The following is a 21,775-nucleotide window of genomic DNA, read 5'->3' as shown; positions in this document are numbered from 1 at the left end:
AGGGACGTCTCCCTCATCTGTTGCGCGGAGGTATCAACCCCCTCTGTCACTGCGTGACATCTCCCCCACAAGGGGGGAGATCGGAGGACAGGCTCACTCCGTGGCGCCGCCTCCACCCGTCCGGCCCGCGCGACCGCCGCGGCGACCGCTGGAGGCTCCCGGCGCACTTGTGGACGCCGGCGCACCGGCTTCGGCAGGCTTGTGGTCGCGGTAGGTCATGATCCAGTTGCCGCAGTTCGGGTCGGTGCCGTTCAGGACGTTTGCGGCGCGGACGGCTTCCATCTCCTGCGGGCGGCAGGGGTTCATGATCGCGGACGTCATGCCGGCGCCAATGACCATGGGAATGAAGCCGGCATTGATGCCGTGGCGGTGGGGCAGGCCGAAGGAAATGTTGGACAGGCCGCAGGTGGTGTTGACCTTCAGCTCGTTGCGCAGGCGGTAGAGCAGCTGGAACACCTGGCGGCCGGCATCGCCGAGCGCGCCGATCGGCATGACCAGCGGGTCGACGACGATGTCATGCGGCTTGATGCCGTAATCCATGGCCCGTTCGACGATCTTCTTGGCCACCGCAAAGCGTACATCCGGGTCCATCGAAATGCCGGTCTCGTCGTTGGAAATGGCAACGACCGGCACGTCATACTTGGCGCAGAGCGGCAGGATGGCTTCGAGCTTTTCTTCCTCGCCGGTGACCGAATTGACCAGCGGGCGGCCCTTGGCGACCTTGAGGGCCGCCTCGATGGCGGCGGTGACGGAACTATCGATCGACAAGGGCACGTCGACCAGGCCCTGGACGATTTCCATGGTCCTGACCAGAAGCGCCGGCTCGGTCTCGTTCGGATTGACGGAGGTGACGCCCGCATTGACGTCGAGCATGGTGGCGCCGGCCGCGACCTGTTCCAGCGCGTCCTTTATGACCGTGTCGAAATTGCCCTCGATCATCTCGGCGGCGAGTTTCTTGCGGCCGGTCGGATTGATGCGCTCGCCGATCACGCAGAAGGGCTGGTCGAAGCCGATGATGATTTCTCGTGTGGCGGATGCGACGATGGTGCGGGTCATTTCAGTCCTCCGGTCGTTGCCGGCTGACGCGCGGCGGGAATGGGTTGTGCCGGCAGGTGCCGGGAAAAAGCAATGGGCTGCGCTCAGTGCGGCTGGGGATGAGCGGCCTTGGCCGCCATTTCCTGCTGGTCCTGAACGGGATCGGCGCCGATTTCGTGCATGCGCTGGGCGGCCATGTCATCGGCCCGGCCGTGTTCGCGCTTCCAGGGACGACGATCCTTGAGGATGCCGGATTCGTGGACGATTTCGGCGACAAATTCTTCCTGGCGATAGGCCATGACATGAACGCCGGAGACGCCCTCGATCTCCTTCACCTCGTTGATGATGTCGATGCAGAGCTGCTTGCCTTCCTTCTTCTGATCCTGCGCACCTTCGAGGCGCGCAATGACGGAATCCGGAATGTGGATGCCCGGCACGTTGGAGCGGATCCATTTGGCGGTCTTGGCCGACGCGAGTGGGCCGACGCCGACCAGGATGTAGCATTGCTCATGGAAACCGAGGTCGCGGACCTTGTTCATGTAATCGCGGAACATCGGCACGTCGAAGCAGTACTGGCTCTGGACGAACTGGGCGCCGGCCTCGATCTTCTTGCCGAGGCGATAGGGACGGAAGTCGTAAGGCGGGGCGAAGGGATTGATCGCGGCGCCGAGGAAGACCTTGGGCGGCGTGGTCAGCTTGCGGCCGGAGAGGAATTTCGATTCGTCGCGCATGGTGCGCACGGTTTCGAGCAGCGACATGCAGTCGAGGTCGAAGACCGGCTTTGCGCCCGGCTGGTCGCCCGCCTGCACGCCGTCGCCGGTCAGGCACATGATGTTGGCGACGCCCATGGCGGCAGCGCCCAACACGTCGCCCTGGATGGCGATGCGGTTCTTGTCGCGGCAGGCGATCTGCATGATCGGGGCATAACCCATGCGGGTCAGAAGCGCGCAGATACCGACGGAGGACATGTGGCAATTGGCGCCCGAGGCATCCACCGCATTGATGCCGTCGACCCAGCCGTCGAAGATCTTTGCGCGTTCGAACACGTCTTCCGGATCGGCACTGTCTGGCGGGTTGAGCTCGGCAGTGACGGCGAACTCACCACGTCGGAGCACGCGTTCGAGGCGGCCCAGCGAAGAGTGGCCGGGCAAGGGATCGAGCGGCAGATGCGGACCCAGCGGGTTTTCGTCGATATGGGCCATGGGTCAGGCTTCCTTTGCCGATTTTTCACGCTCGGCGGCGGCTTCCGCCGTGACCCGCAGCCAGGAGGATGTCTCGCGCAGCGACTGGTTGACCGGTTTTTGCACTTTCAGGATCGCGTCACCTGACACCATGTTGCGCGAACCGTTCCAGGCCTGGACCCAGACGCAGGGCATGTCGGGCTCGACTTCGCAATTGCCATTGGCGCGCACACCACCACAGGGGCCGTTGCGCAGTTGCTTGGGGCAGTTCATCGGGCATGACATGCCGGTGGAGGACAGTACGCATTGGCCGCACATGCGACAGTCGAAGAGGAGGCCCTTCACATTGCGCTCGACAAAGGTGACCGGGGTTTCGACCCTGCTATAACCGAGCGCCTTCCAGACCGGATGGAGGAAGAGAAAGGCGCTGGCGAAATTGCGGTAGATCCATTCGAGCAGGCGCGAATTGCGCACGGCCCAGAGGCGTATCGTATAGGAGCGGCGGGCGCGGCGGTTGGGCGAGACGCCGGCTGGCGTGAAGGCGCCGGTCTTGGCCTTGGCCGCAGGGGCGGCATTGCCCTTTTTCGGAGGACCGGGATCGACGAGTTGCGGCTCACCCATTGTCGCGGCCTCCGGTATGGACGAGTGCGACGAGACGGGCCTTGTCGTAGGCCGCCTCGATTTCGGCGGCCGCGGCTTCCGCTTCCGCTTCCATGTCGTCTCCGACGGGAACCGGATCAGCCTTGCGCCAGTCGGCGAGATAGGCGTCGGTCTCGGCAGCGCCGGAGCGCATTGCGGCCATGTCGATGGCTTCGGTGAAGCGCAGCGAGAGTTCGCGTTTGGCGGATTTGCGCCCCCGCTTGACGATTACCTGCGCTGGAATATCCCGCCAGTAAACGACGATCTTGTCTGCCATGCCACTCTCTCCCTTTGAGACCAGAATGCACGGGGGGCATTCGCCGGACTGCGCTTTTCACGACGTCGCTTGTCGCCAAATACGACGCTGCCATGAGTCCTGTTGATTTTACCAGATTCGGCGCGTGATGCCGCACCAGATCCAGGACCAGAGCGTTGGCGGAAAGCGGAGAGCGGAGGGGCCTTGCGGGACCTTCGGAGACAGGCGGCCGTGGAGCGCATCTTCGATCGAGTGGCGGGTGATCTCCAGGGCGGAAATCGTCAGCAGCAGCGGATAGGTCGAGATGAAGTCGGTGCGCGCAGGCCGGGTGCGGACTTCGTAAAGCGTGCCACCTGTATCGGTGCCGGCATCGACGAGATGGAGTGTGGCGCCAAAGTTCTGCGCGTCGTTTTCGCGCAAGGACCAGTAGCCGCCCATCTGGCCGCGGTAATGGGGGTTGATGCCGGCATGCAGATTGATGACCGGGCAGGGCATTGCTGCGATCTGGCGCTCCGACATCAGGCGGGTAGAGACGAGAAGGATGGCGCCGGGCTGGATCTTTTCGACGAGGTCTGTCGTATCCGCAGCGTTGATCGAGGTGACGGGGTGGATGGGGATTGTCTTCGGCAGATCCCGTTCCAGACTGTGAAGGCTGAGCAGTTCTGCGACACGACGATCGGCCAGACGGCGCAGGAGGCGGGCGGCAACCATCGTACCGAGCTGGCCAAGGGCAGCGGTCCAGCCGAGTTTGCGGGCGCGACGGCGGGTGATCTCGCCCTTGCCCTCGGGATCTTCCAGCAGGACGTGAACGTCGTGGCCGCTTCTGGCGAGGTGCTGGACCACGATGGTCGGATTGAGGCCGCCGGCGGTCATGACGACCACCGGACGGCGAATCGGCTCGGCCATGGTTTCGGGCATCAGACGACGAGCGAAACGACGGCGATGGCGGTGTAGACGACGAAGCCGGCGAGTAGCAGTGAAAGGAGGCCGAGGGCGCAGCCGATGATGACGCCGAGGCCGTCACGCTGGGAATGGGCAAAGCCGAGCAGCGCAAGGGCGAAGGCCGGCGGCCAGTTGCCAAGCGGGATCGGCAGGAAGACGACGACTGCGAGGATCAGGGCGAAGAGACCGATCACGCGCTCTGCGAATCGGCTTTCGAACAGCCAGAAGCGCGGGATCACGAGCTTTTCGGCCCGGCGCATCCAGGGAACGAGGCGACTGACGATGGCCTCGAATGTCTGCGGTTCAACGCCATACGCGTTGACGACACGCGGAAAGAAGACGCGTCCGCCGGGAGAGGCGACCATCTGCCAGGCGACAAAAATCAGCGGGAGCCCCAGAATGAAGGTGGCGCCCGGGGGCATGGGCACGAGATTGGGAAGGGCAAAGACAAGAAGGAAGGCGCCGAAGGACCGGTCCTGCAGGGCGATCGCGATGTCGCGGATCGTCACCTTGCGGTCCGTGGTGCGGGCCAGCCGTACCAGAAGGTCCGAGAGGTTCTCGGGTTGATGATGTTCACGCGCGGTGACGAGACCCGCCACCCATGTTTCCGCCCTGTCGGTCATTCCTTGATCTCTTGTTTTTTGTTGACCTATCGCCACGTTTGCACAGGGTTATTACAGGGCGATTAAAGCGGATCGGTGACGCTGCCGTGCTTTCGGGAATGGTAAAGAGAGGGTGAATCATGCGAAAACCATCCTGGAACCGGCTTAGGCTGTTGCCTTGATTTTTTCGCAAGCGCTTGTCACCTAGGTCGTCTTGTTTTGATCAGACGGGGAATCAGGATGACTGTCGTTCTTCAACGCTGTGCAGGTTTTGTGACCATGTTGATCGTTATGACGATCGGTCTGTCGTCCTGCGGCAACACGATCCGCGGGATTGGCAGCGATCTCGGCAATGCGGTCGATGCGACGCAGGATGCGGGCCGCAGCGTCGCGAATTCCATCAACTGAGCAGGCGTGTCCGGAACTGTCGGTTTTCAGGCAGTCTCGGCCGCGACACCTGCTGCTGCGACCAGTTCCGGTGCCAGATCGCCATAACCGGTGAAACGGTATTCGTAGTCGAGCTTGAGATAATCCGCCGCCCATTTTGCCTTCGCCTGAAGCTCGGCGTCCTGGGTCTGGGCGAGATAGACGATCTTCGTGTAATTTCCGAAGACCATGTCGCGCAGTTCGGGATGTCGATCGAGCTTCAGGGGTTCGATGACGAATGCCTCGAACTGCCGGGTGATCAGGTCGGTCAGGTAAAAGGCGGTAAATTCCGTCTCGCATTCGGCGAGAAATTTCTCCGTGCCGGTAAAGAAGGCGTAGCAATGAGGGCCTGAAAGGCGCTCGATTCCTTCCTCACGACAGATCTTGTCGACTTCACCCTGCGTGCCGCATTCCGCATAGCCGATGAAGATGTTTTCGTGGCCGGCAGCACGGGCCTCCGCGATCTTTTCGCGCAAGGCCGGGGCGATGCGATCCGGCCAGACATGCCAGATGGCCGGCAGACATTCCAGCGTCAGATGATCGAGCCGATTCAGAGCTTTCACGGCCAGAATTTCGCGCGCGATCGCTCCGCATGCGATCACGTGAACCTTTTCCGAATTTGCGCGTTGTTCCATCGCAATCCACTCTTCACCAGACAGAAGGTACATACACATGATGGCCAAAAAACTGACAGCCGGCGCCGTTCTTCTCGTCACCGTCTTCGCATTGTCGTCTTGCGGCAATACCATCCGCGGCGTTGGCCAGGACGCTGCCAACACGGTCGATGCGACCCAGAACGCTGCCAACAACGTCGACGCCGCAGCTTCCCGCTAATCGCGACCGCGCGGGGGACACCGCTTTGAGCGCATCTGAAACAGGAGAGGGAGCATGACGCTCACCACCATCGCGAAGGCCAGTGCCATCTACATGCTGGCGGCCATCCTGTATGCCGGAGGGCATGTCGCCTGGCAGACCATGGCGACGGCCCCCCAGGGAGAATTCTACGCAGAAGCCGGCCTTTAAGGGCCGGCTTCGCCGTTTCGCGGATCAGGCGCGAGCGCCCAGGCTGTTGTGTTTGCGGCTGATGAAGTCCTTGGCCGTTTCGACGGCGACAGCCGCATCGCGACAATAGGCATCGGCGCCAACGGCCTTGCCGAATTCCTCGTTGAGCGGCGCACCGCCGACGAGCACGACGTAATCGTCGCGAATGCCCTTTTCCTTCATCGTGTCGATGACGACCTTCATATAGGGCATGGTTGTCGTCAGCAGAGCCGACATGCCGAGGATATCGGGCTTTTCGCGTTCCAGGGCTTCCAGATAGTTTTCGACCGGGTTGTTGATGCCGAGGTCAATGACGTCGAAGCCTGCACCTTCCATCATCATGCCGACGAGGTTCTTGCCGATGTCGTGAATATCGCCCTTCACGGTGCCGATGACCATCTTGCCCTGTTTCGGTGCGCCGGTGGCCGCGAGAAGCGGTCGCAGGATCGTCATGCCGGCTTTCATGGCATTGGCCGACAACAGAACTTCCGGCACGAAAAGAATGCCGTCGCGGAAATCCACGCCGACGATGCGCATGCCTTCGACGAGGGCCTGCGTTAGGACGTCATAGGGCACCCAGCCACGCTCCAGGAGGATGTTCGTCGCTTCTTCGATCTCCTCCTTCAGGCCGTCATAGAGGTCATCATGCATCTGCTGCACGAGCTCTTCATCGGAGAGTTCGGAAAGAATGATGTCATCTTCGGCCATGGTGGTGCTTCCCGCTTCTTTTTTAACGCGATTCCGATCGCGCCGGGCATGAGATTGCCCGAAGGAAAGTTAAACCTCAAGTTCGTGAAAAACTCTTTTCGATTACGACGCGGCGACCCTGAAATGCGACGGTGTGAGACTAGCCGTGCGAAATGCGATGTCTGTGAGACGCAAGCGGTTGGCGCATAAAGGATGGTTTCACATGCAGATTGGAATAGCATAATGGAGGAGAGAAGCAGCGCGGACGAGCGCTCGAGCGAGGAAGCAGACATGGATGAGATCATCGAAGAACCGGGTGCAGGACGTCGTTCTCGCGGCGAGGGACGTGGCGCCGCAGCCCGCAGGGCCTCGCGCAGCGGCGGTGGTTCCGGCCCCGCCATGCCTTACATCACCCGCAAGATCCAGCCCTACAACGTTCTGGACGAAGAGGGCCTTCAGCTGATCGAGCACAATGCCGACATCGTGCTTGAGGAAATCGGCATCGAATTCCGTGACGACGCCGAGGCGCTGGAACTCTGGAAGAATGCCGGCGCCGACGTAAAGGGACAGCGGGTGCATTTCCCCAAGGGGCTCTGCCGCGAGCTCCTGAAGACGGCGCCTTCGGAATTCACCTGGCATGCGCGCAATCCCGAGCGCAGCGTTCGCATCGGCGGCAATGCCACCGTGTTTGCGCCGGTCTATGGCCCGCCCTTCGTGCGCGACCTCGACGGCAACAGGCGTTATGCGACGATCGAGGATTTCCGCAATTTCGTGAAGCTCGCCTATATGGCGCCGTCGATGCATTCGTCGGGCGGCACGGTCTGCGAGCCGGTCGACGTACCCGTCAACAAGCGCCATCTCGACATGGTCTATACCCATATCAAATATTCCGACAAACCGTTCATGGGCTCGGTGACGGCGCCGGAACGGGCGGAAGATTCGATCGCCATGGCGAAACTCGTCTTCGGCGACGACTTCGTCGAAAACAATTGCGTCATGCTGAACCTGATCAACGCCAACTCGCCGATGGTCTTCGATGAGACCATGCTCGGGGCGTCGAAGGTCTATGCGCGTCACGGCCAGGCATCCGTCGTGTCACCCTTCATTCTGTCCGGCGCAATGAGCCCGGTCACGGTTGCTGGAACCCTGACGCAGATCCTCGCCGAAGTGTTGGCCGGGGCCTCGTTCACGCAGCTGATCCGCCCAGGTGCTCCTGTGCTATTCGGAACGTTTGCCGCCTCGATCTCGATGCAGTCGGGTGCGCCGACCTTCGGCACGCCGGAGCCAGCTCTTGTCTCTTATGGAGCAGCGCAGCTCGCGCGGCGCATGGGGCTGCCCTTCCGTACCGGCGGGTCGCTCTGCGCGTCCAAGGTTCCGGATGCGCAGGCCGCCCATGAGAGCGCCAATACGCTCAACATGACACTGCTGGCCGGTGCCAACTTCGTTCTGCATGCGGCCGGATGGCTCGAGGGCGGTCTTGCCGCCTGCTACGAGAAGTTCATGATCGACCAGGACCAGCTCGGCATGATGCAGAAGATGGCGCAGGGCGTGGATCTCAGCGAAAGCGGCCAGGCGATGGATGCGATCCGCGAAGTGGGTCCCGGTGCCCATTATCTCGGTTGCGCCCATACGCAGGCGAACTTCCAGTCCGCCTTCTACCGTTCTGCACTGGCCGACAACAACTCGTTCGAGCAGTGGGAAATCGAGGGACGCAAGCGCGTCGAGGAACGGGCGAACACACTCTGCCGCTCCTGGCTCGACAGCTACGAGGCGCCGCCGCTCGATCCTGCGATCGACGAGGCACTGCTGGCCTTCATCGCTGGCCGCAAGGATTCGATGCCCGACGCCTTCACTTGAAAGGGTCCCGTTGCCAGGGAGCAAGGCGGAGCCACCAAGGTCGCCGACATGATCCAGGAGGAGGTTTGGCGACCCCATTATAAAATCGAGGGGCCGCGATGAGCGGCCCTTCATCCGTTCTGACCGAAATCGATGCGCGGCTGGCAGGGTTCGGCCTTTCATGCCGTGGGGTGCTTCGGTTCGGAGACGGAGAGCCCGCAGCGTTGCTTGGCGATGACGGACCGGTTTCGGTCGTGGTGCTGGTCGGTGTCGCCGGTGGTGCCATGTGGCCGATCTTCAGTGCCTGGCGGGAGGCGCAAACTGACGGTGGCGGGGCCGATCCGCTGGATCGCTGGTCAAAATTCGTGATCGGCGATGTGGCGGCGCAATTCGGGGCTTCGGCCTGTTATCCGTCAGAGCCGCCTTACCAACCATTTCAGAGATGGGCGATGCAGGCGGAAGGGTTGAAGGCCTCGCCGCTCGGCATTCTGATCCATCCGCAATACGGGCTCTGGCACAGCTATCGCGGCGCGCTCCTGTTTCGTAACTGGGGCGAAGAGATCGGGGCGGTTGGCAAGGCAAAAGCGCATCCATGCGATCGCTGTTTCGAAAAACCCTGCCTGTCGGCGTGTCCGGTCGGGGCCGTCTTGGAGAACAGCTTCGATGTCGCGCGCTGTCGGCAGCACCTTGCGACTGTGGCGGGGCAGGGTGGCTGCATGGTTTCGGGTTGCCTTGCTCGCAATGCCTGTCCTGTCGGGGTCGAGCATCGCTATCCCGACGCACTACTGCGCTTTCACATGCAGGCCCTGACGCTGCCTGGCTGAGAGCCCGTGCGATCGCTTGGGGAATTCCTGGGAAACGGCCTTCACAATGCCCGGAATCACAGCCAAGTAGCGGAGCCAGCGAAAGGGCTCTGCGTGCGATACTTCCTAACCATACTCGGCTTGATGGCTGCGACTTTCTCCCTTCCGACGCTGGCGCATGCCGCGTGCGATCAGATGCAGGAGGGGAGCACAAGCTATCTCGCTTGCCGCTTCGATCCCGGTCGCTACGATATAAGAACGCATCTCGCCTCACTCGACGGCCAGGCCTATGGCGGCTTCGCGACGCTCCGCCGGCAGCTCTGGGCCGAACGGCGCGTGCTGCTTTTTGCCATGAATGCCGGCATGTATCACGACGACCTCTCGCCCGTCGGTTATTTTGCCGAATATGGCAAGGTGTCGAAGCCGGCGGTGACCACTGGCGGCTGGGGGAATTTCCACCTCTTGCCGAATGGCGTCTTTCTGATGACGCAGGGCAAGGCCGAGGTGATGGAGACGAAGGCCTTCGTCGCGCGCGGCGTTGCGCCTGATTTCGGGACGCAATCGGGGCCGATGCTCGTCATCGATGGCAAGCTGCATCCACGTTTCTTGCCGGACAGCGACAGCTACAAGATCCGCAACGGTGTGGGCGTCGATGCCGAGGGCCATGTGCATATGGTGGTGTCGAGAGTGCCGGTGCGGTTCTACGACTTCGCGGTCTTTTTCCGCGACCGGCTGGGCTGCGACAATGCGCTTTATCTCGACGGGACGATTTCGAGCGTGTTCAGCGCCGAGGACAAGCGGATGGACCGGTTGTTTCCCATGGGCCCGATCCTCTCGGTGAGCATGCCCATTCCACAATAGGATATCAGGTCGTTCCGGCGAAAACCGGATCGCCGCAAACGCCCTATCTCTCTGTTTTCCCGGAATGTTCTAGACGGCAGCCTTCGGATAGGCGCGCTCCAGGCCGCCGGAGCGGGCAAGACCGGCGCGGAAGGAAGTGAAGGCCGGGTGCTGGCTGGAGCGTGCGGCCTCCATCAGCCTGATCTGCAGGCGGGTCGGCGCATTGAGGCCGATCCATTCGCCATTGCGCTCGAGCTTCAGCGAATTGAGAAACCGAGATTCAGAGGCGATGTCGAGATAGAGGCAAAGGCCTTCAAGCAGGGCATCGTCCTGGGCCGGGTTCTCGAAGATGAGCTTCAGAAAGGCCTGGTCCGGTTCCTGCATCGAGGCGATCTTGGCGGCGACGCTGTCGCGATCCGGAAAGACTGACATGGGCTTGCTCCTCACATGGTCAGGACTCTCGGAAACGGGGCGGGCCCGCATCCATTAGGGCCAGCTACACCACAACAAGTTTGCCCGAGGCTTGCCCCGGTGGTCGCAGGGCCGCCTTACTCGTGGCGGAGTGCGTCGATCGGGTTCATCTGGGCGGCGCGCCGGGCCGGGAAATAGCCGAAGACCATGCCGATCGCCGCCGAGAAGACAAAGGCGAGCAGAATGATCGAGGGGCTTGCAACGAAGGGGACAGACATCAGCGTCACGGCCGAATAGGCGATCGCCAGGCCCAGCGCGATGCCGACCACGCCACCGAAGACGGAGAGTGTGACGGCTTCGACCAGGAACTGCATGAGCACCTGTCGTTCGACCGCACCGATCGCCAGCCGGATACCGATCTCGCGGGTGCGCTCGGTGACGGAGACCAGCATGATATTCATGATCCCGATGCCGCCGACGAGCAGCGAGACGGCCGCGACCGCGCCGAGCAGGCCAGTCATCAGGGTGGTGGTGCCCGTCAGCGTCGCGGCCATCTGGGTCATGTCGTTGACACTGAAATCGTCTTCGCGCCCTGCCACGATCTTGCGGCGCTCCCGCAGCAGGCGCTCGACATCGGCCTGAACCTTGGAGGTCGACACGCCGTCATCGGCCGAGAGCATGATGCTGGAGACATCCGTCGATCCACCGATGCGGCGCTGGAAGACCTTGAGCGGCATCATCACGACATCGTCCTGGTCGCTGCCCATGCCGCTCTGACCCTTCTTGGCGAGAATGCCGATCACCTGGCAGGCGACGCTGCCGACCCGGATCGTCTGTTCGATCGCCGGCGTCGAGCCAAAGAGCTTGGAGCGGACGGTTTCGCCGACGAGGCAGACTGCCTGGCCGCCGCGCTCTTCGGAAGCCAGGAAGGTTCGGCCAGAGGCCAGGTCCCAGTTTTGTGCGATCAGGTAATCGTCTCCCGAGCCGATGATCGAGGTCTGGCGGCTCTGGCCGCTGAAGATCACGGTCTGGCTGGACTGGTTGATGGCGGCGACAGCGCGCAGGCCGGGGATCTGCTCGCGGATCGCCTCGATGTCTCTGATGGTGAACTTCTTGGCATCGGTTGCAGCGCGTCCCGGGCCGAACTGGCCGGGGCGGACGAAGAGAAGATTGGTTCCGAGCTTGGAAATCTCGCTGGTGACCTGGGCGGTCGTGCCGTTGCCGATCGTCACCATGGCGATGACGGCGGCAACGCCGATGACGACGCCGAGCACCGTCAGGAAGGAGCGCAGAAGGTTCCGGCTGATCGCGCGGAGCGCCAGCTTCAGGGTTTCACCGAACATGGGCGCGTGCCTCCTGGATCCCGCTGTCGGACTGGATATGCCCATCGACGAAACGCAGGGTCCGCTTCGCATAAGCCGCGATATCGTCTTCATGGGTGACCATGATGACCGTGATGCCGTGATCACGGTTGAGGCCGGTGATGAGTTCCATGATCTCGCGACTGGTCTTCGTGTCGAGGTTGCCGGTCGGCTCATCGGCGAGCAGCACGGCGGGGCTGGTGACGATGGCACGGGCGATCGCGACGCGTTGCTGCTGACCGCCCGAGAGTTCCTGCGTCGTGTGATTCTCGCGCCCGGCCAGGCCGACCTGGGCAAGCGCCTTCATCGCGCGCAGACGTCTCTCGCGGGGATCCATGCCACGATAGACCAGTGGCAATTCGACATTTTCGACGGCGGAGGTGCGGGGGAGCAGGTTGAAACCCTGAAAGACGAAACCCAGCATGTGGCGCCGCAGAAGCGTGTATTGCGCGCGGTTGAAGCCGGTCGTGTCGATGCCCTGGAAGAGATATTGGCCCGAGGTCGGCACGTCGAGGCAGCCGAGGATGTTCATGGCGGTCGATTTGCCGGAGCCGGAGGGTCCCATGATCGCGACGAATTCATTTCGGTCGATCGACAGGTCCACCCGGTCGAGGGCACGGATCGTCGCCTCGCCGCGTCCATAGATGCGGGAGATCTGGCGAAACTCGAGGAGAGGGGAGGAGGCCATTGCGCGCCTTTAGCCGTTGCGGACGGTCTGGTCGGTGATGACCCGGTCGCCCTGCTTCACGTCGCCCTTGACGATGACGGTGTTCTGTCCGTCGGATGCGCCGATCTCGATGTTGACCGCGACGGGTTCACCGTCTCGCAGCAACCAGATCGTGCGTTCGCTGCCTTCGGGCTCGGGTGCGCTGCGCGCCGCCTCGCGCGGCGGGCGGAAGAGGCTGAAGACACCGCTGCCGCCGCCGGTGGTTTCGGCTGTGGCGGTGGCCGGCGGAGAATAACGCAAGGCGGCATTGGGGATGAGAAGACCGTTTTCGACCGACTGGACGACGATGTCGGCCGTCGCGGTCATGCCCTGGCGCAGAAGAAGATCGTCATTGGCAACCGAGAGGATGCCCTTGTAGGTGACGACGTCGCTGACGGTTTCGGCAGCGTAGCGAATCGAGGTGATCTCGGCCGGAAAGCGCTGCTCGGGGAAGGCATCGACCGTAAAGGTGGCGGTCTGGCCGACGGCGACCTGGCCGACATCGGCCTCGTCAATCGAGACCTGCAGCTCCATCTGGCGCAGGTCGCCGGCAAGGGTGAACAGTGTCGGCGCCTCGAGGGAGGCCGCGACGGTCGCACCTGTGTCAACGTCACGCGAGAGTACGATGCCGTCGATCGGCGACACGATGGTCGCCTTGGACACCGAGAGTTTCGCCTGTTCGAGGGCTGCTTCTGCCGAGATCACATCGGCTTCGGCGCTCTGGCGTGCGGCAGAGGCGGCCTGGAACGTATATTCGGCCGTGTCGAGATCCTGCTGGGTGGAGACACGGCTCGAAACCAGCGTGGTCTGACGGTCGAGCTTGGCCTTGGCGGACTGCTCGTCGGCAAGCGCCTTCGATACGGAGGCACGGGCAGAGGCGAGGGCGGCCTCCTTGGCCTTCAGGTCGGCGCTCAGCTTGTCGGTGTCGAGGCGCGCCAGAACGTCGCCCTTCTTCACCTCGCTGTTGAAGTCGACCAGAACGTCGCGGACCGTGCCCGATTGCTCGGAGGAAACATCGACCTGGACCGTCGGCTCGACCGAGCCGGTGGCGGTCACAAGGACGGTCAGGTCGCCGGGTTTCAGCTCGGCTGTGGTGTAACTGACGGTGGTTCCGCCGGCGGACCAGAGATAGGCACCGTAACCAAGGCCGGCCAGAACCAGAAGGCCGAGCATACGCAGCCCCCAGCGGGCCTTCGGCCGCGCCGCATTTGCCAGGATGACCTTCAGTTCCTCCGTCTCGGGAGAAGTCTCGGATTTCACGTCGTCTTTCACAGCCACTCCGTCGCAGAAATGCATCGGCCCACAACCTGGACCAGAACCGGCGCCGCGCCCTTGATCCGGGTCAATCGGCGTCATTGTTCCGTTTGCATGGAGATAGAGGTTCGGTGGAGAAAGGACAGTGAAAGATTGGTAAGGTTGTAATCTGGACGTCTCCGCTGTGATGCCGAAGTGGCAAAGCGCGTTCCGGATCAGTCCGCCTGCTTTGCCGCCGCCTGCGGTGCTGTGATCAGCTTGTACTCGACCATTTCCTTCGGCGTCAGGTAGTAGAGGCGGTCGGGAGGTGTTTCCAGCGCGTGCATCCAGAGGCCCTCGCCGATGCCCATCTCGCCGAGATGCCGGGTGATGCGCGCCGTCGTGCTTTGGGCTGCCGACATGGCTTGTTCGGGAGACGGTCGCTCCTGGCCGGCATTGAAGACCTGGTGGACGCCGAGAATGGCGTTTTCTTCCGCCTCGCGCGCGACACCGCCGGCAAATATCAGAGGGCAGGACGAGGCGCAGAGCGACTTTGCCGCCACTCTGGTGCTCAGCCCCTGTTCCCGGATCAGCGCCGACATCGCCAGTGCATCGTCAACCGAGCCACCCGGCGAATTCAAGGACACTTCCTTCACATATTCACCGCGCGCGGCGATTTCCTCGGCGAAGCGGTCGGCGGCACCCGGATCGATCGACCCTTCCGCCTTCAGCTGGCCACCTGGCAGGAGTTCGAAGCGCATCGCCTGGCGCAGGACCTCGCGGGAGGCTTCCGGCTCCACCGGCGGCGCCTGCGGAACGCCGTCCGTCAAGGCCGGTGGCAGCACCGGGGCGTCCGTCGTCATGGGATCATGCCCCGGGAGCGCAGCGCGTGCCAGGCTCATTTCCCGAAGGTCGACGAAGAGGAAGGTCCCCGCTGCCGCCAGAAGGCCGAAGAATGCACCGCGCATCAGCAGACCGTCGTCGGCGCGCAGGACAGCGGTCTTAAAGCGCTGGAAAAGCGAAGCGGGTCTCACGCGGGCGGTCCCTTTCGCGGCGCCTTTGCCGACATGTCGAGGCTGGTGATGTTGGAGTCCGTCCGACCATGCTCATCCTCGGGCTCGGCAGCCTTCAAGACCTGCTCGACGTCCACCCCTTGCCGGGCGAGCGCGCGCTGCACTTCGAGGGCTTCCAGAAGTTCGGCCGCCGTGATCCTGTGGGCAAAGGGCATGCGCTCCTCCTGCCGTCTGATTGCCCCATGCACCACGGCCAGGATGAAGACGAGGACGGCGGGTAGCAGGTCGATGGAGATGGCACCGGCCCAGGCCGGAATGAAATCGGCGGCATACCGCAGAACGGCTTCTGCAGACGATAGCGGCACGAACCGGCGCTCCGCGACCGGCTCGCGCGCCAGGATATCGTCCGCGGCCTGTGACAGGACTTGCGACTGGGCAGAGACAGAGGTGCGGATCGTCTGCATCACCTGGTCCTGACGGTCGGCCAGATCGGCGGCCCTTCCATCGGCAACGGGCGCGATGAAGCCGAGCGAGAGGTCTTCGGCCGCCCGCTTGACCGAGGGCGCAATCGAGGTCTGTTCCAGGGAGGTTATGACACCTGACAGGGCAACGACCTCGGCGGAGAATTCGTCGCTGCGCGGTGCTATCGCGCCCGGCGCGGAGACCAGTGTGCGCATGGTTGCCAGATGGGTGCGCCCCTGGTCGAAGAGTGTCGTGACCCGTTCACGGGATGCCACGATGCCGGTCTCGAGCTCGCTCAACTGCGCCGACATCTGCGTCAGGAGCTGGACGACGCTGCCAGACCCGGTTGTTCCCGTCAGGGCGCCGTTCTGGCGTTCATCTTCGGCAAGCCTCGAAAAGCGCTCCGATGTGCGCTGGATATCCGGCAGCAGGCTTTGCGCGGCGAGCGCATTCTGGTGCGCCTGATCAAGGTCGGCCGTGTAGTCCTGCACCGTTTCGGCGAGATGCTGTTCGAGCGCTGCAGAGCCTGCAAGGGCGGCCGCATTCAGCCAGCTCGACATGGCGATGATCATGGCGCAGCCAAGCGCCATGACGCCGATCATGGCGCCGCGCGAGGCCGCGCCGGTGACATGCGGATAGAAGCGCGCCATGTAGGACCAGAAGGCATAGATCGCCACCGAAACCGATGCCGAGTAGATGATGGCGGCAAAGAAAATAGCGGTCGGCGAACCGTCGAGGAGACTGCGCACCCCGAGATAGGTGTAGACGCCGGAGGCGAGAGCAAGGACCGCGAGCGCAAAGCGCGTCATGGTTTCGACGGCAAGAACGCCGTCCTGCAAGCGATGCGATGCGCCAAGCGCCATGAAGACCTCCGACAGGAATGAATTCTTAACAAGTTCTCAAGAAGCAGGCAAAATGAAGGCTGTCGGGCGGCCGACCATTGGGCTGCAACCCGGTGCCACAGATCCGAGGGGGCGACAGGCGACCACCCGAGGTACCGGTGCTACGCTTCAAGGCCCCTTGAGGTAATCCTCGTCGGAGACCTTTTCCATCCAGGTGACCGAGCTTCCGGCCTGCGCCTCGGCGACTGCAAAATGCGTCATCGGTTCATGCGCGGATGCCCCGTGCCAGTGCCGGAGCAGCGGCGGGATCCAGACCACATCCCCGGGCCGGACGTCCTGGACCGGCTCACCTTCCTGCTGGACCCAGCCGTGCCCGCTGACGATGAACAGGGTCTGTCCGAGAGGATGTGTATGCCAGGCCGTTCTTGCGCCGGGGGCGAAAGACACGGTGGCGCCGCCGATGCAGGCAGGAGCGTCGGCCTGGTAGCGGCCCGAGATCTGCACGTCACCGGTAAAATATTCCGGTGGAGCTGGCGCAGCGCCCGTCTCGGCACGAATAATTTTCAGACTTGTCTCATGAGCTGTCACTGAAGTTCCTTTCCCGCATCGGCACGCACATACGTGGTCAGTGGCCGAAGGGATGGGCCTGCCGTCCAATCTTTGGCACTCTGGTCCGGCCGAAAGTGCATGCACAGGACATGCTACACGTCACGGTGAGGCCGTGCCATGGGCGTTACGGAATGTGCAGGCCTATCTTGCCGATATGGCCCTTTTCGAGAAACGCCGCCTGGGCGCTCCGGATCTCGTGCAGGGGATAGCTGCCGGCAAGGACCGGACGGATTTCCCCCCGCTCGATGTATCCCACGAGGTCGGCAAAGACGCGCGGGTCCTGCCGGGTGCTGCCGATCAGGGTCTGGTCCTTGAGATAGAGCGTGCGAAGGTCCAGTTCGACGATCGGGCCCGCAATCGCGCCGGAGGTCACATAGCGCCCGCGCACATTGAGCGCTTCCAGCAGGTCTGGCCAGCGCGCGCCGCCCACCAGGTCGAGCACCACGTCGAAGGCATCCGTCGGCAGCGCGTCGGCGCGCGCCAGCGTCGCGTCTGCGCCAAGATCGCGCAGGGCCTCAGCCTTCGACAGGGAGGTCACCGCAGTCACATGGGCGCCTCGCCGTTTCGCCAGCTGGATTGCCGCCGACCCCACCCCGCCGGATGCCCCGGTGATCAGCACGCGTTCGGCGCGAAGGCCCGCACGCTGGATCATGCCCTCGGCGGTGGAAAAGGCGCAAGGAAAGGAGGCCAGCTCAAGATCCGTCAGGGCACTGTCCACCGCGATGGCATGTTCGGTCTCGATGACGGCGAACTGGGCAAAGGCCCCGTCGACTTCGGATCCGAAGGTGAAAAGCGCGTGCGGGTCATCGCTGGCCTTCGGCTGATACATGGGGCGCACGATAATGCGCTGGCCCACGCGGCCCGGGTCGACATCCTGCCCCACGGCGACGATCTCGCCGCAGCAATCGGCGCCTTGAATCCGCGGAAAGGACAGCGCGCCCGACCATCCGCCATCGGCATCCGACGCGCCGTCATAGCCGGCGGTCGCGGCCGAATTGGTGTCGCCGCGCACGACCTTCGAATACCAACCCGTGCGCGTGTTCACGTCGGTATTGTTTACCGCCGAGGCGCGGACGCGGATCAGAACCTCGCCGGCTGTCGGCTCAGGGACAGGTGCATCGTCGCGGAATTCGAGCCGGTCGAGGCCGCCGTGACCGGTCAGAAGGACGGCTTTCATCGTTTCGGGCCGGGCCATCGGTCGTCCTTTCGCAAAGTAGAGCACTTCCTCTACTTGCGGCGGTAGAGCAATCCCTTTACCGCGTCAAGCATGGACGGAATCCGAGAAAAGATCGCCGCCGGGCTGGAACGGGCCTTTGCCAGCCACGGCTTTGCCGAGCCGAATGTCGACACCCTGCGCGAGGCCGCCGGGGTGAGCCTGCGCACGCTCTACAAATATACGCCCTCGCGGGCCGATATGGTGAAGGCTGCACTGGAGCATCGTCATCAACGTTACATGGCGCGGGTGATGGACGGCTTGCCGGATGATCCAGGCGAGGCCCGTGCCCTGTTGATGGACCGGATTGGCACGTGGATGCAGACCGAGGCCGCGCATGGCTGTCTGTTCCATGCGGCGGTGGCTGCCGACCCCGGCAATGCATCCGTGCGCGACCTGCTCGAGCGGCACAAGAAAGATGTGGCCGAGCGTGCGGCCGCCGCAGCGGGGCTTGCCGGACAGGAGGTGGCCATGCTGGTCATCCTCGAAGGCCTGACGCAGTCCTGGCCGCTGCACGGGGACCAGGCGGTCGCGGCTGCCAAACGCCTGGCATCGGCATTCGCATCGAGCAACCCGTAACGACCTCTTGCCCGGTCTACGCTGCGGCAGCCTGACCATACCGACAGAGTCCGACGACTTGCGGGGAGAGCGCATCGGAAGCTTGAGCCCATGCTCCGCAACGGCCGGGGCTGGATTCGCGCGTGGCAAGATCAGGCCACAGCGCAGCCGCAGGGGCGTCAGCGAAGTGCCGCCATGCGGGGCGCGCGGGATCGACTGTGCCTGGTTGATGAGGGAATCACTAGATGCCGCAACAGCAAATCAGTTGCAGTGTGTTGCTGACGATGTTTCAGGGTAGCCCGGATTGGGGCAGCCGACGTCACGCAAATTGCGCGGCACAAATATAGGGTTGTGGCGGAAGAGGTGGGATTCGAACCCACGGTACGGTCTCCCGCACGCCGGTTTTCAAGACCGGTTCCTTAAACCACTCGGACACTCTTCCAGACGGGGGCGTTATGCGCAAAGCGATCACACTTGGCAAGAGTGTTGTCGCGCCTTGCGGCATGGTTTTGCCGCATGCAGCCACCCGGCTCGCATCGGGTCATGCGCCGCCCGACGTTAGTGTCCGATTAACCATGAATGCAGATTCTGGCGTTCTGGATCGTTCAAATTGTGACTTTTCCCATTTTGGCCATTTTTGCACAGGTTAATTGCGCGCAAGTGAGCGGGGCATGGGGGCCTCGCAGATGGGGCGCGATGTCAGCATGCCCCGCTGATCTGAAGTGGGACACATGCATCTGACGACGCACGGCCTTGGGGCCAAATCGGCAAAGTGGTTCGGCCTGGCGCTGCTCTGCGCTTCTCTCGCCTCCTGTTCGACCACCAAGGACACGGCTGAAAAGCCGAAGCGGTCGAAGGAATATTTTGCCGAGTCGGATTATGGCGTGAAGGCGAGCCCGAGGCTGGTAGCGAGTGGGCCGGTCCCCAAGGGCGGCGGGCGATATATGGTCGGCAAGCCCTATGTGGTGAAGGGCAAGACCTTCGTGCCGAAGGAAAATCCCGGCTATGACAAGGTCGGCGTTGCCTCCTGGTATGGCGATGCCTTCCATGGGCGGATGACGGCGAATGGCGAGCTCTACGACAAGGAACACTTGTCGGCTGCCCATCCGACTCTGCCTCTGCCCAGCTATGCACGCGTCACCAACCTGAATACCGGCAGTTCCGTCGTCGTGCGCATCAACGATCGCGGTCCGTTTCACAAGGGCCGTATCATAGACCTGTCGCGCAAGACGGCCGACATGCTGGACATGAAACACAGCGGTACCGGCGAAGTGCGCGTGCAATATGTCGGGCCGGCCCGGATGGACGGGCATGACATGCCCTATCTGATGGCCTCCTACACCCGGAAGGGCGATCGAGGCCCTGTCATCGATCCGGGTGGCCAGATCGCATCCGGCGTCATGGTCGCGTCGAACGACACAACCATGCCTGAATATCAGCCCCCGGTCGCGACCACCTATCAGACAGCGCTCGCCGGTTCGACGCCCAGTGGCGGAGCGGTCCAGCAGACGCTGGATGCCCAGCTTCTGATGCAGGGGAGTGCTGGCGCAACGGTGATGCCGGGCGAGACCTTTGCGGCGCTTCCGGATTATGGTCCGACGCCAATGCCGAGGCCGCATCATGTCGACGGCTACGACGGGTCAGGCTTTGCTTCGGCCTACGCCGAGCAACCGGCACAAGCCGGCGCGCTTGCCTTCGATGCCATTCTCGTGCGCAATGACGGCCTCACCGAGCGGTCGATTCTCTCCTCGGTCGCGACGGGCGGCATCAAGCTCTCCAGCGGGCTCTGACGCCGCTGCGACCGGGCAAGGAGAGGGCCTGCGTCCCTTAGCCGAAGTGTGATCATGCGTCCTTTCCTCTCCCTTTTTCTGCTGCTTGCAGCACTCGTCTCGGCCGAGCCGGGTTCGGCGCGCGCACAGGCCGTTCCCGCCCCGCAACTGATCGAGACAAAGGCAACGCAAGTCTATCTGATCGAGGCATCCACCGGCACGGTACTGCTCGCCAAGAACGAACGCCAGAGTTTTGCGCCAGCCTCACTTACCAAGCTGATGACGCTCGAAGTCGTCTTCCATGCACTGACAAAGGGCGAGATCCGGCCGGATACGATCTATCCGGTTTCGGAATACGCCTGGCGAACGGGGGGCGCGCCGTCACGCACATCCACCATGTTTGCAGCGGTGAAGAGCCAGGTATCGGTGGGCGATCTGATCAAGGGGATCGCAGTGCAGACGGCCAATGACGGCTGTCTGATCATTGCAGAGGGCATGGAGGGGTCTGAGGCGAAGTTCGTCGATCGGATGAATGCCCGGGCTGCCGAACTCGGGCTGACGGATAGCCACTTCGGCAATGCGACGGGCCTGCCGCATCCCGACAATCGATCCACACTCTTCGACCTCGTGAAACTGTCGCGCCATCTCGTCGACACCTATCCGGACTTCTACCGGACCTTCAGCCTGCCTGAATTCGAGTGGAACACGATCCTGCAGCGCAATCGCAACCCGCTTTTATCCTTCGGCGCGGACGGGCTCGGCACCGGCTTTGCCGAAGGCAGCGGCTTTGCCATCGTCGCCTCGATGGAGCGGGGGGGACGGCGGCTCTTTCTGGGCCTGGGCGGCGCTCAGACCAACAAGGAGCGAACCGATGAAGCGGCGCGGCTGCTTGCATGGGGTTTCGACAGTTTCGAGATGCGCACGCTGTTCAAGGCAGGTGAGGTCGTCGGTGAAGCAAGTGTCTATGGCGGCGCGTCGTCCAAGGTGCCACTTGTCGCCGATCGAGCAATCGAGGTCTATGTTCCCGTCAACAATCCAGAACGGCTGCAGGCGCGCATCGTCTATCGCTGGCCGCTCGATCCACCGGTCGCCGCGGATCGCGAAATCGCCACGCTCAACCTCTATTCCGGCGAACGGCTGTTGAGAAGCCTGCCCCTGCAAAGTGCCGAGGCGGTTGAAGTGGGGACACTGCGCCAGCGGGCCTGGGATGCAGTGGTCGAACTCCTGTTCTTCTGGATCTGACGTAAAATGCAGCCGCATCTGCTGTTCGCGGTTTCGCGGGCGAGCATCTTGGTTTAGAGCCGTAGGCA

General features: G+C 63.0%; 24 protein-coding genes, 1 tRNA gene and 1 pseudogene. 9 read left to right on the top strand and 17 right to left on the bottom strand.

Features of this window, described 5'->3' with window-relative positions; translation table 11 throughout:
• Nucleotides 1-93: 93 nt before the first annotated feature.
• The 6 genes from QTL56_RS05070 to QTL56_RS05045 all read right to left on the bottom strand — a co-directional run bounded on the left by QTL56_RS05070 (nt 94) and on the right by QTL56_RS05045 (nt 4,676).
• On the bottom strand, nt 94-1,056 hold the full coding sequence (locus QTL56_RS05070; RefSeq protein WP_229575523.1) for a methyltetrahydrofolate cobalamin methyltransferase: 963 nt from the start codon (nt 1,054-1,056) through the stop codon (nt 94-96).
• Nucleotides 1,057-1,139: 83 nt separating this feature from the next.
• Complete coding sequence (locus QTL56_RS05065; RefSeq protein WP_229575522.1) at nt 1,140-2,237, bottom strand: methylenetetrahydrofolate reductase; 1,098 nt, start codon at nt 2,235-2,237, stop codon at nt 1,140-1,142.
• Nucleotides 2,238-2,240: 3 nt separating this feature from the next.
• Entirely contained in the window at nt 2,241-2,837 is a 597-nt protein-coding gene (locus tag QTL56_RS05060) for a methylenetetrahydrofolate reductase C-terminal domain-containing protein (protein WP_229575521.1), read from the bottom strand.
• Nucleotides 2,830-3,132, bottom strand: coding sequence for a virulence factor (locus tag QTL56_RS05055; RefSeq protein ID WP_245136819.1), 303 nt, complete (start codon nt 3,130-3,132; stop codon nt 2,830-2,832). The genes QTL56_RS05060 and QTL56_RS05055 overlap by 8 nt, the downstream gene beginning before the upstream one ends.
• A 108-nt stretch (nt 3,133-3,240) precedes the next feature.
• Nucleotides 3,241-4,017 (bottom strand): formyl transferase, encoded by a 777-nt coding sequence (locus tag QTL56_RS05050; RefSeq protein ID WP_245136820.1) that lies wholly within the window; start codon nt 4,015-4,017, stop codon nt 3,241-3,243.
• Nucleotides 4,018-4,028: 11 nt separating this feature from the next.
• Nucleotides 4,029-4,676: an exopolysaccharide biosynthesis protein gene (locus tag QTL56_RS05045; protein WP_245136821.1), complete on the bottom strand. Its 648-nt coding sequence runs from the start codon at nt 4,674-4,676 to the stop codon at nt 4,029-4,031.
• A gap of 219 nt (nt 4,677-4,895) precedes the next feature.
• Here QTL56_RS05045 and QTL56_RS05040 point away from each other — a divergent pair, with 219 nt between their 5' ends.
• Complete coding sequence (locus QTL56_RS05040; RefSeq protein WP_370660327.1) at nt 4,896-5,063, top strand: entericidin domain-containing protein; 168 nt, start codon at nt 4,896-4,898, stop codon at nt 5,061-5,063.
• 26 nt (nt 5,064-5,089) lie between these two features.
• On the opposite strand, the gene QTL56_RS05035 is transcribed toward QTL56_RS05040, so the two are convergent.
• The gene (locus QTL56_RS05035; protein WP_229575516.1) at nt 5,090-5,716 is read right to left on the bottom strand and encodes a DUF1638 domain-containing protein; all 627 of its coding nucleotides are present in this window, start codon (nt 5,714-5,716) and stop codon (nt 5,090-5,092) included.
• Nucleotides 5,717-5,753: 37 nt separating this feature from the next.
• Here QTL56_RS05035 and QTL56_RS05030 point away from each other — a divergent pair, with 37 nt between their 5' ends.
• Both QTL56_RS05030 and QTL56_RS05025 read left to right on the top strand, forming a co-directional pair.
• Nucleotides 5,754-5,915, top strand: a complete 162-nt coding sequence (locus QTL56_RS05030; protein ID WP_229575515.1) for an entericidin domain-containing protein — start codon at nt 5,754-5,756, stop codon at nt 5,913-5,915.
• Between the two features lie 54 nt (nt 5,916-5,969).
• Complete coding sequence (locus tag QTL56_RS05025) at nt 5,970-6,104, top strand: hypothetical protein (protein ID WP_280640729.1); 135 nt, start codon at nt 5,970-5,972, stop codon at nt 6,102-6,104.
• Nucleotides 6,105-6,128: 24 nt separating this feature from the next.
• On the opposite strand, the gene QTL56_RS05020 is transcribed toward QTL56_RS05025, so the two are convergent.
• Nucleotides 6,129-6,830 (bottom strand): cobalamin B12-binding domain-containing protein, encoded by a 702-nt coding sequence (locus tag QTL56_RS05020; RefSeq protein WP_229575514.1) that lies wholly within the window; start codon nt 6,828-6,830, stop codon nt 6,129-6,131.
• Nucleotides 6,831-7,100: 270 nt separating this feature from the next.
• Here QTL56_RS05020 and QTL56_RS05015 point away from each other — a divergent pair, with 270 nt between their 5' ends.
• The 3 genes from QTL56_RS05015 to QTL56_RS05005 all read left to right on the top strand — a co-directional run bounded on the left by QTL56_RS05015 (nt 7,101) and on the right by QTL56_RS05005 (nt 10,309).
• A complete protein-coding gene (locus tag QTL56_RS05015) occupies nt 7,101-8,666 on the top strand; it encodes a trimethylamine methyltransferase family protein (protein WP_229575513.1) in 1,566 nt (521 codons plus the stop codon).
• A gap of 98 nt (nt 8,667-8,764) precedes the next feature.
• Nucleotides 8,765-9,469, top strand: a complete 705-nt coding sequence (locus QTL56_RS05010; protein ID WP_245136822.1) for a 4Fe-4S dicluster domain-containing protein — start codon at nt 8,765-8,767, stop codon at nt 9,467-9,469.
• 123 nt (nt 9,470-9,592) lie between these two features.
• Entirely contained in the window at nt 9,593-10,309 is a 717-nt protein-coding gene (locus QTL56_RS05005; protein ID WP_370660345.1) for a phosphodiester glycosidase family protein, read from the top strand.
• Nucleotides 10,310-10,378: 69 nt separating this feature from the next.
• Here QTL56_RS05005 and QTL56_RS05000 read toward each other — a convergent pair whose 3' ends face one another.
• From QTL56_RS05000 to QTL56_RS04965, 8 genes and pseudogenes are all read right to left on the bottom strand, one after another.
• The gene (locus tag QTL56_RS05000) at nt 10,379-10,720 is read right to left on the bottom strand and encodes a hypothetical protein (protein WP_245136824.1); all 342 of its coding nucleotides are present in this window, start codon (nt 10,718-10,720) and stop codon (nt 10,379-10,381) included.
• Between the two features lie 116 nt (nt 10,721-10,836).
• A complete protein-coding gene (locus QTL56_RS04995) occupies nt 10,837-12,042 on the bottom strand; it encodes an ABC transporter permease (RefSeq protein WP_229575509.1) in 1,206 nt (401 codons plus the stop codon).
• On the bottom strand, nt 12,032-12,748 hold the full coding sequence (locus QTL56_RS04990) for an ABC transporter ATP-binding protein (protein WP_229575508.1): 717 nt from the start codon (nt 12,746-12,748) through the stop codon (nt 12,032-12,034). Before QTL56_RS04990 ends, QTL56_RS04995 begins: the two co-directional genes overlap by 11 nt.
• A 9-nt stretch (nt 12,749-12,757) precedes the next feature.
• Nucleotides 12,758-14,062: an efflux RND transporter periplasmic adaptor subunit gene (locus QTL56_RS04985; RefSeq protein ID WP_370660326.1), complete on the bottom strand. Its 1,305-nt coding sequence runs from the start codon at nt 14,060-14,062 to the stop codon at nt 12,758-12,760.
• A gap of 173 nt (nt 14,063-14,235) precedes the next feature.
• A complete protein-coding gene (locus QTL56_RS04980; RefSeq protein ID WP_245137186.1) occupies nt 14,236-14,967 on the bottom strand; it encodes a COG3904 family protein in 732 nt (243 codons plus the stop codon).
• Between the two features lie 62 nt (nt 14,968-15,029).
• The gene (locus QTL56_RS04975) at nt 15,030-16,337 is read right to left on the bottom strand and encodes a hypothetical protein (protein WP_245136826.1); all 1,308 of its coding nucleotides are present in this window, start codon (nt 16,335-16,337) and stop codon (nt 15,030-15,032) included.
• A 147-nt stretch (nt 16,338-16,484) separates the two neighbouring features.
• Nucleotides 16,485-16,889 (bottom strand): annotated as a pseudogene (locus tag QTL56_RS04970) ((R)-mandelonitrile lyase); the annotation flags it as partial.
• Nucleotides 16,890-17,049: 160 nt separating this feature from the next.
• Nucleotides 17,050-18,120: an alcohol dehydrogenase family protein gene (locus tag QTL56_RS04965; protein WP_245136827.1), complete on the bottom strand. Its 1,071-nt coding sequence runs from the start codon at nt 18,118-18,120 to the stop codon at nt 17,050-17,052.
• Between the two features lie 72 nt (nt 18,121-18,192).
• Here QTL56_RS04965 and QTL56_RS04960 point away from each other — a divergent pair, with 72 nt between their 5' ends.
• Complete coding sequence (locus tag QTL56_RS04960) at nt 18,193-18,717, top strand: TetR/AcrR family transcriptional regulator (RefSeq protein WP_245136828.1); 525 nt, start codon at nt 18,193-18,195, stop codon at nt 18,715-18,717.
• A gap of 331 nt (nt 18,718-19,048) precedes the next feature.
• Here QTL56_RS04960 and QTL56_RS04955 read toward each other — a convergent pair.
• Nucleotides 19,049-19,138: transfer RNA gene (locus QTL56_RS04955), tRNA-Ser, on the bottom strand.
• Between the two features lie 289 nt (nt 19,139-19,427).
• Here QTL56_RS04955 and QTL56_RS04950 point away from each other — a divergent pair.
• Both QTL56_RS04950 and QTL56_RS04945 read left to right on the top strand, forming a co-directional pair.
• On the top strand, nt 19,428-20,486 hold the full coding sequence (locus QTL56_RS04950) for a septal ring lytic transglycosylase RlpA family protein (protein WP_245136829.1): 1,059 nt from the start codon (nt 19,428-19,430) through the stop codon (nt 20,484-20,486).
• A gap of 54 nt (nt 20,487-20,540) precedes the next feature.
• Complete coding sequence (locus tag QTL56_RS04945; protein ID WP_245136830.1) at nt 20,541-21,707, top strand: D-alanyl-D-alanine carboxypeptidase family protein; 1,167 nt, start codon at nt 20,541-20,543, stop codon at nt 21,705-21,707.
• Nucleotides 21,708-21,775 lie beyond the last annotated feature (68 nt).

The organism is Peteryoungia algae (assembly GCF_030369675.1).
Classification (GTDB): domain Bacteria; phylum Pseudomonadota; class Alphaproteobacteria; order Rhizobiales; family Rhizobiaceae; genus Allorhizobium; species Allorhizobium algae.
The sequence above is the reverse complement of the archived record's forward strand: the minus strand, read 5'-3'. Positions and strand labels throughout refer to the sequence as shown.

What these genes read in the sequence shown, in the direction of transcription:
- QTL56_RS05070 (WP_229575523.1), bottom strand. Translation starts at nt 1,056, where the DNA reads ATGACCCGCACCATCGTCGCATCCGCCACACGAGAAATCATCATCGGC.
- QTL56_RS05065 (WP_229575522.1), bottom strand. Translation starts at nt 2,237, where the DNA reads ATGGCCCATATCGACGAAAACCCGCTGGGTCCGCATCTGCCGCTCGAT.
- QTL56_RS05060 (WP_229575521.1), bottom strand. Translation starts at nt 2,837, where the DNA reads ATGGGTGAGCCGCAACTCGTCGATCCCGGTCCTCCGAAAAAGGGCAAT.
- QTL56_RS05055 (WP_245136819.1), bottom strand. Translation starts at nt 3,132, where the DNA reads ATGGCAGACAAGATCGTCGTTTACTGGCGGGATATTCCAGCGCAGGTA.
- QTL56_RS05050 (WP_245136820.1), bottom strand. Translation starts at nt 4,017, where the DNA reads ATGGCCGAGCCGATTCGCCGTCCGGTGGTCGTCATGACCGCCGGCGGC.
- QTL56_RS05045 (WP_245136821.1), bottom strand. Translation starts at nt 4,676, where the DNA reads ATGACCGACAGGGCGGAAACATGGGTGGCGGGTCTCGTCACCGCGCGT.
- QTL56_RS05040 (WP_370660327.1), top strand. Translation starts at nt 4,896, where the DNA reads ATGACTGTCGTTCTTCAACGCTGTGCAGGTTTTGTGACCATGTTGATC.
- QTL56_RS05035 (WP_229575516.1), bottom strand. Translation starts at nt 5,716, where the DNA reads ATGGAACAACGCGCAAATTCGGAAAAGGTTCACGTGATCGCATGCGGA.
- QTL56_RS05030 (WP_229575515.1), top strand. Translation starts at nt 5,754, where the DNA reads ATGATGGCCAAAAAACTGACAGCCGGCGCCGTTCTTCTCGTCACCGTC.
- QTL56_RS05025 (WP_280640729.1), top strand. Translation starts at nt 5,970, where the DNA reads ATGACGCTCACCACCATCGCGAAGGCCAGTGCCATCTACATGCTGGCG.
- QTL56_RS05020 (WP_229575514.1), bottom strand. Translation starts at nt 6,830, where the DNA reads ATGGCCGAAGATGACATCATTCTTTCCGAACTCTCCGATGAAGAGCTC.
- QTL56_RS05015 (WP_229575513.1), top strand. Translation starts at nt 7,101, where the DNA reads ATGGATGAGATCATCGAAGAACCGGGTGCAGGACGTCGTTCTCGCGGC.
- QTL56_RS05010 (WP_245136822.1), top strand. Translation starts at nt 8,765, where the DNA reads ATGAGCGGCCCTTCATCCGTTCTGACCGAAATCGATGCGCGGCTGGCA.
- QTL56_RS05005 (WP_370660345.1), top strand. Translation starts at nt 9,593, where the DNA reads ATGGCTGCGACTTTCTCCCTTCCGACGCTGGCGCATGCCGCGTGCGAT.
- QTL56_RS05000 (WP_245136824.1), bottom strand. Translation starts at nt 10,720, where the DNA reads ATGTCAGTCTTTCCGGATCGCGACAGCGTCGCCGCCAAGATCGCCTCG.
- QTL56_RS04995 (WP_229575509.1), bottom strand. Translation starts at nt 12,042, where the DNA reads ATGTTCGGTGAAACCCTGAAGCTGGCGCTCCGCGCGATCAGCCGGAAC.
- QTL56_RS04990 (WP_229575508.1), bottom strand. Translation starts at nt 12,748, where the DNA reads ATGGCCTCCTCCCCTCTCCTCGAGTTTCGCCAGATCTCCCGCATCTAT.
- QTL56_RS04985 (WP_370660326.1), bottom strand. Translation starts at nt 14,062, where the DNA reads ATGCATTTCTGCGACGGAGTGGCTGTGAAAGACGACGTGAAATCCGAG.
- QTL56_RS04980 (WP_245137186.1), bottom strand. Translation starts at nt 14,967, where the DNA reads ATGCGCGGTGCATTCTTCGGCCTTCTGGCGGCAGCGGGGACCTTCCTC.
- QTL56_RS04975 (WP_245136826.1), bottom strand. Translation starts at nt 16,337, where the DNA reads ATGGCGCTTGGCGCATCGCATCGCTTGCAGGACGGCGTTCTTGCCGTC.
- QTL56_RS04965 (WP_245136827.1), bottom strand. Translation starts at nt 18,120, where the DNA reads ATGGCCCGGCCCGAAACGATGAAAGCCGTCCTTCTGACCGGTCACGGC.
- QTL56_RS04960 (WP_245136828.1), top strand. Translation starts at nt 18,193, where the DNA reads ATGGACGGAATCCGAGAAAAGATCGCCGCCGGGCTGGAACGGGCCTTT.
- QTL56_RS04950 (WP_245136829.1), top strand. Translation starts at nt 19,428, where the DNA reads ATGCATCTGACGACGCACGGCCTTGGGGCCAAATCGGCAAAGTGGTTC.
- QTL56_RS04945 (WP_245136830.1), top strand. Translation starts at nt 20,541, where the DNA reads ATGCGTCCTTTCCTCTCCCTTTTTCTGCTGCTTGCAGCACTCGTCTCG.